The organism is Gemmatimonadota bacterium (genome assembly GCA_026387915.1).
In the GTDB taxonomy this organism is placed as follows: domain Bacteria; phylum Gemmatimonadota; class Gemmatimonadetes; order Gemmatimonadales; family Gemmatimonadaceae; genus Fen-1231.
Genome location: JAPLKS010000007.1, coordinates 304,664 through 319,922 on the forward strand (window position 1 = coordinate 304,664; position 15,259 = coordinate 319,922).

General features: G+C 65.0%; 13 protein-coding genes. 7 read left to right on the plus strand and 6 right to left on the minus strand.

All coding sequences use genetic code 11. The features are described from left to right. Positions 1-15: 15 nt before the first annotated feature. The 4 genes from NTZ43_03820 to NTZ43_03835 all read right to left on the minus strand — a co-directional run bounded on the left by NTZ43_03820 (position 16) and on the right by NTZ43_03835 (position 3,830). Positions 16-1,122 (minus strand): tetratricopeptide repeat protein, encoded by a 1,107-nt coding sequence (locus NTZ43_03820; GenBank protein ID MCX5766340.1) that lies wholly within the window; start codon positions 1,120-1,122, stop codon positions 16-18. A 77-nt stretch (positions 1,123-1,199) separates the two neighbouring features. After that, complete coding sequence (locus tag NTZ43_03825; GenBank protein MCX5766341.1) at positions 1,200-2,102, minus strand: pseudouridine-5'-phosphate glycosidase; 903 nt, start codon at positions 2,100-2,102, stop codon at positions 1,200-1,202. Between the two features lie 76 nt (positions 2,103-2,178). Continuing rightward, positions 2,179-2,406 carry a hypothetical protein gene (locus NTZ43_03830; GenBank protein ID MCX5766342.1) on the minus strand — a complete coding sequence of 76 codons (228 nt, stop codon included), beginning with the start codon at positions 2,404-2,406 and terminating at the stop codon, positions 2,179-2,181. 92 nt (positions 2,407-2,498) lie between these two features. After that, positions 2,499-3,830, minus strand: a complete 1,332-nt coding sequence (locus NTZ43_03835) for an APC family permease (protein MCX5766343.1) — start codon at positions 3,828-3,830, stop codon at positions 2,499-2,501. A gap of 94 nt (positions 3,831-3,924) precedes the next feature. Here NTZ43_03835 and NTZ43_03840 point away from each other — a divergent pair, with 94 nt between their 5' ends. From NTZ43_03840 to NTZ43_03860, 5 genes are all read left to right on the plus strand, one after another. After that, complete coding sequence (locus NTZ43_03840) at positions 3,925-4,335, plus strand: hypothetical protein (GenBank protein MCX5766344.1); 411 nt, start codon at positions 3,925-3,927, stop codon at positions 4,333-4,335. Beyond that, a complete protein-coding gene (locus tag NTZ43_03845; protein MCX5766345.1) occupies positions 4,332-5,462 on the plus strand; it encodes a patatin-like phospholipase family protein in 1,131 nt (376 codons plus the stop codon). The genes NTZ43_03840 and NTZ43_03845 overlap by 4 nt, the downstream gene beginning before the upstream one ends. A gap of 102 nt (positions 5,463-5,564) precedes the next feature. Further along, positions 5,565-7,853: a S9 family peptidase gene (locus NTZ43_03850; GenBank protein ID MCX5766346.1), complete on the plus strand. Its 2,289-nt coding sequence runs from the start codon at positions 5,565-5,567 to the stop codon at positions 7,851-7,853. A 150-nt stretch (positions 7,854-8,003) separates the two neighbouring features. After that, positions 8,004-10,721 (plus strand): aconitate hydratase AcnA, encoded by a 2,718-nt coding sequence (gene acnA, locus NTZ43_03855; GenBank protein ID MCX5766347.1) that lies wholly within the window; start codon positions 8,004-8,006, stop codon positions 10,719-10,721. A gap of 34 nt (positions 10,722-10,755) precedes the next feature. Next, the gene (locus tag NTZ43_03860; GenBank protein MCX5766348.1) at positions 10,756-11,688 is read left to right on the plus strand and encodes a diacylglycerol kinase family protein; all 933 of its coding nucleotides are present in this window, start codon (positions 10,756-10,758) and stop codon (positions 11,686-11,688) included. Here the strand turns inward: NTZ43_03860 and NTZ43_03865 are convergent. Both NTZ43_03865 and NTZ43_03870 read right to left on the minus strand, forming a co-directional pair. Continuing rightward, complete coding sequence (locus tag NTZ43_03865; protein ID MCX5766349.1) at positions 11,685-13,526, minus strand: serine/threonine-protein kinase; 1,842 nt, start codon at positions 13,524-13,526, stop codon at positions 11,685-11,687. The two genes, NTZ43_03860 and NTZ43_03865, sit on opposite strands and share 4 nt — an antisense overlap. A 31-nt stretch (positions 13,527-13,557) precedes the next feature. Next, complete coding sequence (locus tag NTZ43_03870; protein MCX5766350.1) at positions 13,558-14,001, minus strand: hypothetical protein; 444 nt, start codon at positions 13,999-14,001, stop codon at positions 13,558-13,560. Between the two features lie 106 nt (positions 14,002-14,107). Here NTZ43_03870 and NTZ43_03875 point away from each other — a divergent pair, with 106 nt between their 5' ends. Next, positions 14,108-14,683, plus strand: a complete 576-nt coding sequence (locus NTZ43_03875) for a redoxin domain-containing protein (GenBank protein ID MCX5766351.1) — start codon at positions 14,108-14,110, stop codon at positions 14,681-14,683. A 44-nt stretch (positions 14,684-14,727) separates the two neighbouring features. Next, entirely contained in the window at positions 14,728-15,252 is a 525-nt protein-coding gene (locus NTZ43_03880) for a redoxin domain-containing protein (protein ID MCX5766352.1), read from the plus strand. The last annotated feature ends 7 nt before the right edge of the window (positions 15,253-15,259 follow it).

The following is a 15,259-nucleotide window of genomic DNA, read 5'->3' on the forward strand; positions in this document are numbered from 1 at the left end:
AAGGGCGAGCGCGCGTCAGCTGACGATCCGCAGGAGGCCGGCGTCGGCGCAGTCGCGGACAAAACTTTCGGTCGTAGTGGTGGAAATCAAATGTCCGGTCAGCGACAACCCACGTCGCGATTCGTTCTGCATGTACTCCTCGATGGTTTGACCGCTGGACATCGAGTGCTCGCGGAGCTGCTCGACGATCTCGTCCCACGAGCCGTCGTAGCTGCGTCCATCGCGCCCCACCACGTGATGCACGACGGCCTGCTTTTGCTCACCGAGGTCGGCCAGCAGCGCGCCGAACAGCTCGAGCTGCCCGCGCGCCTCCTGTTCGTCGGCGTTTTCGGCGGCCCGTTCGATTTCACTCAGCATCTCGTCAATTGCGTCCTGATCGCCCGTGAGTTCGGCAAGCCGCTCGTCCCAAATTTTGAGCGACGGGTCGTTGTCCGAGAGATGATACGTGCTTTTGCGCAGTTCCACGAGTCGCCAGATCCCTAACTCGTCCCAGTGATCCTCCGGCAACGTGCGCTCAAAGTGGTACAACGCCGTGTCGAAATCACCGCGGTCGAACAGGAGGTTCCCGAGATAAATGCGGGCCTCGCTGAATTCGGGGTCGATCTGTAGCACCCGACGAAGCGCATCGATGGCAACATCATCATTGCCGAGGCGGTGCTCAACATAGCCGATCATCGCTCGGCCTTCGACGTGATCCGGTTCTTGCTGTATCGCCACGTTGAGAAACTGTTTGGCCTCTTCCATCATGCCGTCACGGAAGAGCGCGCGACCGACCTGTAGCATCAGCTCGACATCGTCCTGATAGCCAAGTTCCAGAATGCGCTGGAAGGCTTTGCTGGCGCCGCTGGTCTGACCGAACTTGAGCAGCGTCTCCCCGAGGCCGGCGAGCGCGTCTTCGTGATCGGGATCGAGCACGAGCGATTCCTCGAAACTCCGACGCGCCCACGCGAACTCGTCGCGCGCGAGACGCGCATAGCCGACGCCGACGTGGAGCTCTACCGCATTGGGGTAGAGGGCAAGCCCTTCGCGGAGCGTTGAGAGCGCTTCGTCGTAGTTGCCCTCGTTATACAGCTCATGCGCGCGCTCGTCATACTCTTCGGAACTGAGAAACGGAGAGGGCATTGCCGGACCGACCTCCAGCTCAGAGTAGTAATGAGCAACCTAACAACAGGTGCAGGGGACTTTCAATACACCAACCCTCACGCCGACCGTGCCCCCAGTTCCACCGCGATGGCAGCGGCCAACGACGCATTGGCCTCGAGGAGGGCTAGGTTGGCTTGCAACGACCGGCCCCCAGTGGCCCGTTCGACTGCGGCGAGCAAAAATGGGGTGACCTGCGCGCCACGGATTCCGGCCGCTCGCGCCTCGGCGAGCGCGGCCGTCACGGCAGCATCCACCTCACGACCATCCAGCGCCTCACGCGCCGGTGGTGCCTGCACCACCAGCAAGGCAGACGGTCGCCCGAGCGCAATCTGCGCCTGGAACGTATCGGCAATCCGCGCCACGCTCGTTGTGGAAGCGGACAACGCGAGTCCTGTGTGGCGGGTAAAAAACCCCGGAAACTCATCGGTCTCGTAGCCGATGACGGTCACGCCGAGCGTTTCGAGCCGCTCCACGGTGGCCGGAAGGTCGAGGATGGACTTGGCGCCCGCGCAAACCGTGATGACCGGCGACCGTGACAGCTCGAGCAGGTCGGCCGATTCGTCGAAGGGCGCCTCGCGGTGCACCCCTCCGATGCCGCCCGTCGCGAACACGCGGAGCTGCGCTTCGGTGCAAAGTGCGAGCGTGGCCGCAACGGTTGTTGCACCGTCGGCACCCGTGGCGACGGCCCAAGGGAGGTCGCGGGCGGACACCTTTTGCACACCATCTCGGCAGAGAAAGCGCTCGAGATCAGCGCCGTCGAGGCCGATGGTCGGCACGCCGCGCACGACGGCCGTTATCGCTGGCACCGCGCCGCGTACGGCAACTGCGGTGCGCATACGCTCGTCCGCCTGCCGATTGGCGGGCTCGGGCAACCCCTGCGCGAGCACGGAGCTTTCGAGCGCCACCACGGGCGCGCCGCTCTGACGGGCGGCGGCGACGGCCTCGGAGAGGCGCACGATGGGTGGGATAGGACTCACGCTAGGTCGAGAGGGACGGCGTGGCGTTCCGAACCCGGAACGCGATGCCGTCGGCTGATCAGGCGTTGTCGAACTCTTCGGCCTTTCGCGTGCCCACCAGTTCGCGCTCGCGCGCGTCGGGGTCGAAGACGGCCAGCAACTTCACGGTCTCGCCGGCATAGACGTCGAACGATTTCCCGACGCCGCGCTTGACGACGATTTCGTGGCCGTCTTCAAAGCGCATCACGACGTTGGGATAATCAGTGTTGACGTACTGCTTGCGAAGTTTTTCCGGGGTCGGCGGCATAGGACTCTGGTGAAGGGGAGGCGTAGTCGAATGTTACGCGCGTCGACGAGACGAGGCCAGTCGCGGCCACGTCGGATGCGCCGGCCGCGCCATCAGGTGGACGCGACCTGCTTGCGGCGGAACAGGTAGAGCACCGCGCCGACCGCGAGCGTGCCCCCAACGGCGCGCATTTCCTCGGCCGTCGCGCTCCGCAACAGGAACAGGATGACGAGCACGCTCAGCCACGGCACCACGGCGCCGCCGGGCACGCGGAAGGGGACGCCGACTTCCTGCACGTTGCGCCGGCGCAGCTCAAAGGCGGCCACGCTACACAGGCCGTACAACAGCAGTGCCGAAATGTTCGAGAGCACCGCCAGCGACTGAAAACTTCCCGACAGTGCCAGGAGCGTCACTGCCACGGCATGGGCGTAAATGGCGTTGGCCGGGACATGCGTGCGGGCGTCCACTTTCGCGAAGAAGGCCGGCAGATATCCGTCGCGAGCAAACGCAAAGAGCGCGCGCGGCATGGCGAGCATCATGCCCGTGAGGTAGCCGAACATCGACACCGCGGCGCCGATCATCAGCAGGAACCCACCGACGGGCCCAAGCGCGACGCGCGCGGCGGCGGCGAGCGGCGCATCCGTGTGCGTGGGGAGCGACGCGCCGAGCACGCCCTGCGCCACCACCTGCACCACGACGTAGAGCAGCGTAATCGCAATCATCGCCAATGCGATCGCACGCGGCACCGTACGCGCAGGATCACGCACTTCGCCGCTCGGCACCAGCGCGCTTTCGATGCCTGAGAATGCAAAGACGAGGACGATGGAGGTCCGCCCGATATCCGCAACCGAGGGCATGGCCGGCCACACTAGATTCGCCGACGTCATCACGAAGGCGCCCGACACCACGAACACCAGCAACGGCAGCAACTTGGCGACGGTGGCGATTTCAATGAGGCGCGCGCCCTGCTGTACGCCGCGCGAGTTGATAAAGGCAAAGAGTGCAAAAACGCTCACGATCATCACGACGCGCGCCACGCCAATGCCAATGCCCGGCACGAGCGCGTTGAGCGCCTGCGCAAAAAGGCTGGCGACCGCGGCGTGCGCGATGGTGCCGAGCATCCAGAGCAGCACGTTACTGAGGTAGCCCACGAAGGGGCCGAAGACGCGCCCCACATACATGTAGGGGCCACCCGTGAGGGCGACGCGGCTTCCCGCCTCCGCAAAGCACATCACGATGAGTCCAAAGGCCACGGCGCACACGAGATATGCGAGTGGCGCGGCAGCACCCAGCGTGGCCGCGACGATGGCCGGGACCACAAAAATGCCCCCGCCGACGGTGACGTTTACGATGCTCGCCGCGAGGGGGCGTACCCCCAGCGATCGCTGGAGCGCGCGCTCGCCCGACGGGCCCGACGGAATGGGTGTGGTGTCTTGATCTGGCACGCGGCGCTCTTGTTGGGAGAGGAGCAGCAAAGGTATCCTCTTGAACAGCAGGATGCACCGCGTCCATGCTCTCACGCTTTTCGGAGTCTTTCCCATGCGCCCACTGTCTGCCTGTCTTTTGTTTGCGCTCGTCGCGACCGCGCACCTCGACGCGCAATCCACCACGACTTCGAACACGACAGCCGTCACGCCCAGCGCCGCGACCGCCACCAGTACTCCGACGGAACACGTCGTCGCCACGCCATCCGCCAATGTTGCCGAGCCAATCGCGACGCGCCCAGCGGGTCCGTCGCTCGCCAGCGAACGCATTGGACTCACGGAAGCGGCGCCGGCGCTGACGCCGCCAGCTCCGCGCCGCACCGACACGTCGCGCAATCGCGCGCTGATGATCGTCGGTGGGGCGGCGCTCGTCGTGGGCGCGGTGATCCGCGGGACGCCCGGCACGTTGGTGATGTTGGGCGGAGCCGTGACCGGCTTGTACGGGCTGTACAAATTCCTCGAGTGATTGACCATCGCCCGCTTCCCCGCCTCCCCGAGCGCCTCGCGCTGGTACTCGGCGGCGGCGGGCTTAAGGGCTTCGCCCACATCGGCGTGTTTCAGGCGCTCGAGGAACGCGGCGTGCGCCCGTCACTGGTGTCGGGGACGAGCATCGGTGCGCTGATCGCGGCTGCATACGCGGGCGGCATGCCCGTGGCAGAGATGAAGAAGCACGCGTTGAGCCTCTCGCGCAAAGATTTATTTCGCATTGATCACATGCACATGGTGACGCGTCGCATGCTGTCACCGTCGCTGTATCTCGAGGCGCCGCTGCAGGACGTGATTGACGCCATCGTGCCGGCCACGACGTTTCGGCAACTCGACATCCCGCTCCTCGTGAATACGGTGGATATTGAGCGAGGGTCGCAGGTGGTGTGGGGGCTGCCTGGCCTGCAAGACGTGTCGGTCGCGGACGCCGTGTATGCGTCGTGCGCACTCCCAGGATTCTTTCCGCCGCGCACCATAAAGGGGCATACCTGTGTGGACGGCGGTGTGATGGACAACCTCCCCGTCGGCGTGTCTATGCAGGGAATGGATGCGATGATCGGCGTAGACGTTGGAAGCACGAGTCTGGCAGCGGCGCGGCGGATTAAAGAAAAAGGATTCGCGGCCATCTACATGCGCGCGGCGCAGACCATGATGAAGTCGCTGCAGACCTCGCAGCTCGCCAATTGGGCGGGGCCGCCACTGCTACTCGTGCGCCCCGCCGTGTGGCACTTCAACTGGTTTAACTTCACGCACACCGAGCGCATCATCCAACTCGGATACGAGGCTGCGCACGACGCCCTCGACCGTGCCGGGGAATCGCTGCTGGCAACCGGCGGTGTCTACCCGATCCGCCGCTTGGAGCTGAGCGTAGACCGTGAGCGTTGCATTGGATGCCGCCTGTGCGCCGTCATGGCACCGGACATCATGGAAATGGACGTCTCGGGAAAAGCACGCGTCGTCACCCCCGATGTGGAATGGTCGCGAGCCGACGGCGATTTTGTGCACCAGTGCCCGACCGACGCCATTGGCGTCACCGTCGTCGAAGGCGACCTCCGCCGCACCACCATGGAGTTCCAGACCCTCGACCCCCACCCCGACGCCGACTGACGCGCGGCGCTGGCGGCGGTCGGAACGGCGCCTGTCGAACGGGTCGACGGGCTCCGCCGTATTGACGGAGGACGGACTGGACGCCATGTACTTGTGATCTCAATGAGCCCGCCTTTTTTGGAGGACGTGATGCGATCGATGCTCTCCCGCGTATGGCCCCTACTCCTCGCCGCCCCACTCGCGGCGCAATCGGCCAAACGGCCGATGACCTTCCTAGATGTTCAGGACATGCGACAGGCCAGCGCACCCGCCGTGAGTCCCGATGGCAAATGGGGGCTCTATACGATCTCCACGCCGGACTGGAAGCAGGCGCGTCGGCAGTCGGACGTCTATTTGGTAAGCCTGCAGGACGGGTTGCCCTCCACGCGGCAGCTCACCTTTAGCAAGGACAAAGACGAACTCTCGCCGCGGTGGGCGCCGGACGGAGGCTTTGTGTTCGCCTCCAACCGTGACACGCCAACGGCGGCGGGCGCGGCCGCACCGGCCGCAGGTCGCGGTGGTGGCGCAGGAGCGGGCGGCGCGGGCGGCGGCAATCAGCTGTACTACATGCGCGCCGACGGCGGCGAAGCACGGAAGATCACCGACGCCACGGGCGGCGTAGGACAGTTCCAGTTTACCCGCGACGGCAAATGGTTGCTCTTTACCGGCGGTCGCGCCGAGACGCAGCAACTGTGGGCCGTTCCCGGCGGCGCGCTCGACGCACCAGCCGTGCAACTCACGCGTCACCCGACGCCGGTGGGTCAGTGGCAGCTCTCGAAGGACGGCACCAAGCTGTTCTTCCTCGCGCCCGACACCACGCTCACCGACGAACGCCGCCGCACGGATGCCCACTTCGGCGTGATGATCCGCAACGCCGAAACGCCGCGCGTGCACCTGTGGATGCTCGACCTCGCGTCGCGCGCCACCAAGCGGCTCACGAGCGACTCGTCGTATAGCGTCACCGGCATCACGATGTCTGACGACGCCAAGTGGGTGGGGTTCAACGCCACGCGCGATGACCGCTTCTACCGCGGCACCACCGACGAGCGCGACGCGAGCGAGCTCTACCTGCTCGACGTCGGCACCGGCAAGGTCGAACGGCTCACGAACAACGTGGACATCGGCGAGAGCGCCCTCAGCTTCTCCCCCGACGGGCAGACCATCGCCTTCAGCGCCGAAGACGACTTCAAAATGATGAAGAACCGCAAGCTCTATGTGCGCCCCATTGGCGGCGGCACATGGCGCAAGCTTGGCATGGGCTGGGACGGCAATGTGAACGCCGGCTGGTGGAGTGCGGATTCCAAGACGGTCTATTTCAACGAAGGATGGCGTGCCACCGCCCAGCTCTTCTCGGTGGATGTGGCGAGCGGCAAAGTCACACAGCTCACCGACCTGCGCGCGTCGATCTCCGTCAACCGCGATGAGACGAGCGGCGCCCTGCTCATCAACTACACGGACCCCAGCACTCCGCCGTCATCGTACACGGCACCGCTCGCCCAGATCGGCAACAAGAGCGCGTGGGTGCGACTCACCAAGCCCAATCCGCAGGCCGACGGCTTTGCACTCGGCGAAGAAGAAGAGACCTGCTGGAAAAGCGCCGACGGTGCGCAGGCCTGCGGCGTGCTCCTCAAGCCGGTTGGCTACCAGAAGGGCACGCGCTACCCGCTGATCGTGGCGATTCACGGCGGTCCGGCCGCGGCCGATATGCTCACGTTCAACGGCGGGTACGGCGCCCAGATCTATGCGGGTGCTGGTTATGCCGTGCTCATGCCGAACTATCGGAACTCCACGCAATACGGCGAAAAGTTCAAGACCGAAAGCCAGGGTGACTACTTCACCAAGGGCTACAACGACATTATGACTGGCGTGGATCAGCTCATCAAGGATGGCCTGGTTGACGGCAATCAGCTCGGCGCCCTCGGTTGGAGCGCCGGCGGTCACTGGTCGAACTGGATCCTCACGCACACCACGCGCTTCAAGGCCATCAGCACCGGCGCGGGCACCATGAACTGGCTCTCGATGTACGCCGAGAGCGATGTGCAGCGCGTGCGGCAGTGGTATATGGGCGACAAGCTTCCGTACGACGACTTCGATCATTGGTTTGCGCAGTCGCCCATCAAGTACATCAAGAACGCCAAGACCCCCACGATGATCCACGTCGTGCAGGGCGACCCGCGCGTGCCGCGTCCGCAGAGCGAAGAACTCCACATGGCGCTCAAGAAGCTCGGCGTCCCCACCGAGTTCTATGTGTACCCCGGCAACACGCACGGCATTCCTGAGGCGCGCGACCAGTATACGAAATCCATGGCCGAGTTCACCTGGATGGAGAAGTGGGTCCGCGGCAAGCCGGCCAAGTTTGAATGGAAGGACTTGCTCAAGACGCTCGAGACCAACACTGGCCCAAAGATGTGATGGTCAGAGGAGGCCGGAGGGGTGTTTCCCCTCCGGCCTCCTCTCGCATTACATTTCAGGTAGCCTGATCGGCGCCGATGGCTCCGGTCAGTGGCTCAGGCCATCACCCGCCCGCACCTATTCCTCTTGCGGGCAATGCACATACGGCCAATGACATCCAAGAATTCGTTCGGTTCGCGCGCGTCCCTCGTAGTGGACGGGCAGTCCTACGTCATCTATCGCCTCGACGCCCTCGCGTCGCTGGCCGGCAACACGGTCGCCACGCTGCCATTTTCGCTCAAGATTCTCCTCGAGAATCTGCTGCGGAACGAAGATGGCGGCTTCGTAAAGGCCGCCGACGTGCAGTCGATGGCCTCGTGGAATGTGAAAGCGACCAAGGACAAGGAAATCGCCTTCCGCACGTCGCGCGTCCTGCTGCAGGACTTCACCGGCGTGCCCTGCGTGGTGGACCTCGCCGCGATGCGCGACGCCCTCGCGGCACTCGGCGGCGACCCGGCCAAAATCAATCCGCTGCAGCCGGTGGATTTGGTGATTGACCACTCGGTGCAGGTGGACGAATACGGCACCGATGCGGCATTCATGATCAACGTGAACCTCGAGTACGAGCGCAACTTTGAGCGCTATCAGTTTCTCCGCTGGGGTCAGACGGCGCTCAAGAACTTCCGCGCCGTTCCGCCGGGCACGGGCATTTGCCATCAGGTGAATCTCGAGTACCTCGGGCAGGTGGTGTTTGTCGGTGACGAAGGCGGCGAAAAAGCAGCGTATTGCGACTCGCTCGTCGGCACCGATTCGCACACCACGATGATCAACGGCCTCGGCGTCCTCGGCTGGGGCGTGGGCGGCATCGAAGCCGAGGCGGCGATGCTCGGCCAGCCGGTGTCGATGCTCATTCCTGATGTCATCGGCTTCAAGCTCACCGGAAAGCTCCCGACGGGCGCTACGGCCACGGATCTCGTGCTCACCTGCACGGAACTGCTTCGCAAGAAGAAAGTCGTCGGCAAGTTCGTGGAATACTTTGGCGACGGACTCGGCGGCCTCTCGCTCGCCGACCGCGCCACCATCGCCAACATGGCGCCCGAGTACGGCGCGACGATGGGCTTCTTCCCGGTGGACGCCGAAACGCTCAAGTATCTGCGCCTCTCCGGGCGCACCGAGCATCAGGTGCAGTTGGTGGAGGCGTACTGCAAGGCACAGGGGCTGTTCCGCGCGCCCGGCATGCCCGACCCCGTCTACACCGACACGCTCGAACTCGATCTCTCGACCGTGGTACCGAGTCTCGCCGGCCCCAAGCGGCCGCAGGACCGGATTCCGCTCACGAGCGTGAAAGCCAACTACGGTGCGTCGTTGCAGGCGCACGTGGAGCAGCAGGCGCAGGCCGCGGCGAGTAAAGGACAGCCCGCGCCGGTGTCAAAGGCGCAGCACATGTCGCACCGCGGCAAAGATTTTGATCTCGTCGATGGCGCAGTAGTCATTGCCGCGATCACCTCGTGCACCAACACCTCGAACCCGAGCGTGATGCTCGCGGCGGGCCTGGTCGCACAGAAAGCAGTCGCCAAGGGACTCACGAGCAAGCCGTGGGTGAAAACGTCACTCGCCCCCGGCTCCAAAGTGGCCAAGGATTACTTCGACAAAGCCGGCGTGCAACCCGCGCTCGACGCACTCGGATTCCAGATTGCCGGTTACGGCTGCACCACCTGTATTGGCAACTCTGGCCCGCTCCCCGAAGTGATCAGCAAGGGAATCGACGACGGCAAGTTGACGGTGGCGGCCGTGCTCAGCGGCAACCGCAACTTCGAAGGGCGCGTCAATCCGCAGACGCGCTTCAACTATCTCGCGTCGCCGCCTCTGGTGGTGGCGTACGCGCTCGCTGGACGCATGGACATTGATTTTGCGTCGGAGCCGATCGGCACCGGCACCGATGGCACGCCGGTGTTCCTCAAGGATATTTGGCCCTCGTCCAAGGAAGTCGAGGACGTCGTGCTCTCGAGCGTGAAGCGCGAGTACTTCGTCAAGCAATACGCCGACGTCTTTGCCGGCGACGAACAGTGGCGCGCGATTCCCGTCCCCACAGGCGCGCGCTACACGTGGGACGACAAGTCCACCTACGTCAAGCATCCGCCGTACTTCGAAGGGATGACCATGACACCGCCGGGCGTGCAGCCGATTGCCAATGCGCGCGTGCTCGGCATGTTCGCCGATTCGATCACGACCGACCACATTTCGCCGGCAGGTTCGATTGCCGACAAGTCGCCGGCTGGTGTGTGGCTCAAAGCGCTCGGCGTCGACAAAAAGGATTTCAACTCGTACGGCGCGCGCCGCGGCAACCACGAAGTGATGATGCGCGGCACCTTTGCGAATATCCGCCTCAAGAATGAACTGACGCCGGGCATGGAAGGCTGGTGGACGCGCACCGCGCCCGACGCCGAGCCGACGAGTTTCTTTGAGGCGAGCGAAGCGTACAAGAAGAGCGGCACGCCGCTGGTGATCATTGCCGGCAAGGAATACGGCACTGGCTCGAGCCGCGACTGGGCAGCCAAGGGCACGATGCTCCTCGGCGTCCGCGCGGTGATCGCTGAGACGTTCGAGCGTATTCATCGCTCCAACCTCGTGGGGATGGGCGTGGTGCCGTGCGAATTTGTGAATGGCGAAACACGTCAGTCGCTTGGACTCACCGGATTTGAGACGATCACGCTCGAGGGACTGAGCGACACAATGTCTCCGCGCGCGACGATCACCGTAAAGGCCGTCGGCGCCGACGGCGTCACCAAGACGTTCCAGGTGCGCAGTCGCATCGACACGCCGGAAGAACTGAACTACTACAAGAACGGCGGCATCCTGCCGTACGTGTTGCGCAACCTCGCGCGGTAGCCGGTCACCGCGCGCAACGTCGGAGACATCGTACATGACGCGGACTGTCGTGTTGGTGAATCCGGCTGCAGGACGAGGACGCGGCGCTCGCCTGTTTCCACGGGTGAGCGCCGCGTTCAATTCGGTGGGCGTGTCGGACGTGCGTCGCACGCGCGCCGCGGGAGAAGAGCACCGCGATGTGCAAGACGCGCTCCAACAAGGCGCCGACACACTCGTGATAGTTGGCGGCGACGGCACCTGGAGTAAATGCGCCGCAGCAGTGGCGGAGGCACGCGCATCGGTCGCCATGGCATTCGTGGACGGCGGCACGGGCAATGATTTCGCCAAGAACCTCCCCGCCCCGTCGCGCAATCCAGAGGCGATGGCGCGGCTCGTCACCGGCGCGCACACCGTGTGGAACGCCGACATGGGACGCGTGGAACATGAGGGTGGTGGCGACTGGTTCCTGAATGTGGCCGGCTTTGGCTTTGACGTCGCGGTACTCGAAGACATTGTGCGCGGCGGGCGGCTGACTGGGCCGTCGGTGTATATCGTCGCGGCACTGCGGCAGCTCCTCCGCTATCCGGGGCTGACGTTCTCCGACGCCGCACCGGCGCGACGTGCCATGATGCTTGTGCTCTCCAACGGGATGAACTTTGGCGGCGCATTCCGCATTGCGCCCACCGCGCAAATCACCGACGGCCTGCTCGACGCAGTCGAGATTGGCGACATCCGCGGATTGGCACGCATTCCGCTCTTTGCGCGCGCCCTGCGCGGTGCGCACGTGCGGCATCCGCTCGTCCGCAGCACGCGCGCGTCAGAGTTTGCGTTCACCTTTGACCACGCGCCGAGTTACGAAATCGACGGCGAGTGGCGCCAATCCGCGTCGCGCGAGGTGCAGGTGCGGTGCGTGCCGCAGCTGTTGCGCGTCATCTGCGGTTCCCCCCCGCGCCTTGAGGACAAGCACGATCGTTCGGTGAGGACTTAGGGAACCGCCTCAACGGCAAACTCCGCCGAGCGCCATCCGTCTGCACTTGGTACCGCGCTGAGTCGCACCAGCACCAGCCGCCGTCCGCCGCGCCACTCGAGATCCACCACAAACTCGATTTCGGTGCGTTCTCCAGCGGCGACCGCCGCTGAGGGCAAGCGATCGAATCCCGCCGAAAAATCCGTGGCGGTGCGTGACAACCGAATCACCTCGGCGCGTAACGCGGCGTCGCCACCACTGCTGGGCATTGCATTCAGTTCGCTCCACCGATGCTGGTTGAGCTGCGTCACGAACTCGCGCGCGAGGCGGCGCGCGTCAGTCACCGTTGGGAGCGACCGCGCGGCGGGAGCGATCGGCTCCGATGCGCGCGCCACGGGCGCAGGTGCGGCAGCCGGCGGCGTCAACGCGGGCGCCGCGTTCGGTGGCTGGGGCTGCTCTGAGTTCCGCGTCGAGTTTGGGAGCGTTGTGCTGCCGGCGGCACGTCCGTCCGGCGTCGCAGTCACGACTGCACGAGATGGGGACTGATCCACGGGCACTGCATTGCCGGCGCGCAGCCCGCCGGTATCACGTCGCGTATTCGCAATGGGCGCACCCAACTTCCCGGGTCCGTCCGCCACGCCATCGCGCGACGCCGTCGACGCGCTCGCCGCGCCACCTTCGGCGGCACTCACCGGCGAGTCTGCTGGCGCGCGCCACTGCCAAGCCACGGCGGCCGCGATCACAACGATGCCTGCAATGAGCATCGTCAATCGCGCACGCGACGGCGTCGTGACCGTTGGAGCCTGCGGTGCCGCGATCGCGGCGGGTGCCATGGGCTCCGTTGGGGCAGACCGCGCGAGCAACGAAGCGCGCGGATGCGCCAGCGCTGCCATGAGCGCCGTCGTCGCTTTTTCGTTCGGCGACAACCGGCGGAACGCACGCTCCACCTCGCGCAACGACGGAAATCGCTCCTCCGCCGTTTTGCCCAGCATGCGCTGCACCATCTGGTCGATGTCTTCCGGTACCTCCGGGCGTAACCCGCGCATCGATGGCGCCGGGTCGTTCAAATGCGCGCGCAATAACTCACGCGCCGTTCCCGTGAACGGCAGGCGACCTGTGAGCGCCTCAAACGCGAGCACGCCGAGCGCGTACTGATCGGTCGCGGCGGTCAGCGCGTCGCCGGTGCGTTGTTCCGGACTCATATACGCCCACGTTCCAACCACCATCCCCGTTTCGGTAATGCGCGGCGCCCCATCGCGACGCGCAATGCCAAAGTCGGATACGACGGCGTGCCCATCGGCATCGAGGAGCACGTTCGCCGGCTTCACATCGCGATGAATGACGCCGCGCTCGTGCGCGTGTTGCAGCCCGTCCGCCACCTGCGCCAGCATCAGGCCGGCGACGTCGAGCGACTGCACACCATCCTCGCGCAGCACCACATCGAGGCTCCGCCCATCGACGTACTGCATAACGATGGCCTGCGTCGACTCACCCGACCGCACCGCATACACCGTCACCACGTGCGGGTGCTGCAGCGCCGCCACCGTACGCGCCTCGCGCAGAAAGCGCTCCGCCATTTCAGGGTCGGCGGCGATTTCCGGCAGCAGCGCTTTGATCGCCACGCGACGCTGCAAGGCAGGATCGAACGCCTGATACACCACCGCCATTCCACCGCGGCCAAGCTCGCGATCCAACTCGTACTCGCCGTGAAACAAACGCTCGAGTTTCTCGCGCACGGGATCGCTCTCGCTGGCCAGCGCCGCCGTGGCACCACAGCGCGAACAAAACGACGAGACCGGGCCCAGCACGGCACCGCACAGTCGACAGCGACGTTCCACGCGTTGGGTGGTGTCCGTCATTCGACGCTGGCTCCGCCGCGGCAATCCAACATCACGAAATGCGGCGGAGCGCCTCGCGCGCCCGCTCGCGCTCGCCCCAACTCGGCACCATCATTTTGCCGGCGGCCATGCACTTCGTGTCCGGTGCGGTGGACTGCGGGGAGCCCATGGGGAGCCAGGCCAACACACACCGCATGACGGCCTCGGAATCCGAGGCGCTCCAGCCCAGCGCGGCGCCCGCCACAACTGGAGCGTGAGCCATCGGGCTTGGCGTGGGCACTCCACGCTCGTCGACCGAAGCTGCCCCTGTGCTCGCTACCGGCGAGGTATCAGCCATACCCGTGCACTCCGCCAGCGCCGCTTTGGCCATTGTGAGCGCTTGAGAGGTTTTGGCACGCACCGTATGCTGGCGTACCTCCCCGCGGTACATCGCATGCACGGCCGCCTCTACGTCCTTGACGAGCTGCTCGAGGATGCTGTTTGGGTTTGGGGTCATTGGACTGGAACTCCGCGCGGTAGGCGATGGTTGAACTAAAGTTGCGGTCGGCTCCGCACAGCGCAATCTTCCGCGCACCCCCCGACGCTCCCTGAGAGGAACACCGATGCTCGCACGATTCGCTCGCCACACCGGAATGGCCCTCGTCCTCTCCGCAACCGTCGCGGGAGCACAAGCCGCACCGGCACAACCGGAGCCCGGCCCCAAAGTCGGTGACATGGCGCCTGATTTCACGCTCAGTGGCGCGACCAGTGCCGGCGTGCTCGCCAGCCCCGTGTCGCTCTCGAAGTTTAAGGGGCAGACGGTGATTATCGCCTTCTTCCCCAAGGCGCGCACCACGGGCTGCACCGCGCAAATGACCACCTACCGCGATCAGTGGGCCACGCTGTTCAACGGCGGCAAGAGCGTCACGGTGATCGCCATCAGCATGGACGCCGACACGACGCAGGCCAACTGGGCCAAGGAAGCCAACCTGCCCATGACCTTCGCCAGCGATCCCAAAGGCGATGCCGGCAGATCCTACGGCGCATATCCCTGGCGCGAAGGGATGGAGAACCGGTTGCTGTACGTGGTGGCACCTGACGGGCGCATTGCCTACACGGCCAAACCATTCAAGCCACTGTCTGCCGACGCCTACACCGAACTCGGCGCGGCCGTCAAGAAAAGTGCGGGGATCAAGTGATCACCACCAAGCTCGCCGCGCTAAGCATCGCCGGCCTCGTCGCGATGGCACTGTTCGTGTCGCGCGCCGACGCGCAGGAGGCGCCGAAGGTCGGCGAACTCGCGCCGGACTTCTCGCTGCAAGGCGCCACCAAAGCTGGCGTCACCGCCAAACAACTCCGCCTCTCCGATTTTCGCGGACAGGTCGTCGTCCTGGCCTTCTTTCCCAAGGCGCGGACCAAGGGCTGAACGGTTCAAATGGAGGCGTACCGTGATCAGTACGCCACACTGTTCCACAACGGCAAAGGGGTGGCCGTCATCGGCATTAGCACCGATGCGGACACCGTGCTCGCCAACTGGGCGCGCGAAAAGAACTTTCCGGTGTACTTCGCGAGCGACGACAAAGTCGAGGTCGGCAAGCTCTATGATGCCAAGATTCCCCTCGTCAACTACGAACGCCGCAAACTGTTCGTGATTGGCCCCGACGGGCGAGTCGCGCACATTATGGATCCGTTCCGGGAGATTTCCCCGGCGGCCTACACAGAGCTCGCCGAGGCCGTGAACAAGGCGCTTCCGCCGGGTACCAAGTGACAGCCTA

Bases quoted from the DNA above. Each gene is read 5' to 3' on its own strand.
- NTZ43_03875 (MCX5766351.1), top strand. From the start codon at position 14,108: ATGCTCGCACGATTCGCTCGCCACACCGGAATGGCCCTCGTCCTCTCC.
- NTZ43_03840 (MCX5766344.1), top strand. From the start codon at position 3,925: ATGCGCCCACTGTCTGCCTGTCTTTTGTTTGCGCTCGTCGCGACCGCG.
- NTZ43_03820 (MCX5766340.1), bottom strand. From the start codon at position 1,122: ATGCCCTCTCCGTTTCTCAGTTCCGAAGAGTATGACGAGCGCGCGCAT.
- NTZ43_03860 (MCX5766348.1), top strand. From the start codon at position 10,756: ATGACGCGGACTGTCGTGTTGGTGAATCCGGCTGCAGGACGAGGACGC.
- NTZ43_03865 (MCX5766349.1), bottom strand. From the start codon at position 13,526: ATGACGGACACCACCCAACGCGTGGAACGTCGCTGTCGACTGTGCGGT.
- NTZ43_03870 (MCX5766350.1), bottom strand. From the start codon at position 14,001: ATGACCCCAAACCCAAACAGCATCCTCGAGCAGCTCGTCAAGGACGTA.
- acnA (MCX5766347.1), top strand. From the start codon at position 8,004: ATGACATCCAAGAATTCGTTCGGTTCGCGCGCGTCCCTCGTAGTGGAC.
- NTZ43_03850 (MCX5766346.1), top strand. From the start codon at position 5,565: ATGAGCCCGCCTTTTTTGGAGGACGTGATGCGATCGATGCTCTCCCGC.
- NTZ43_03830 (MCX5766342.1), bottom strand. From the start codon at position 2,406: ATGCCGCCGACCCCGGAAAAACTTCGCAAGCAGTACGTCAACACTGAT.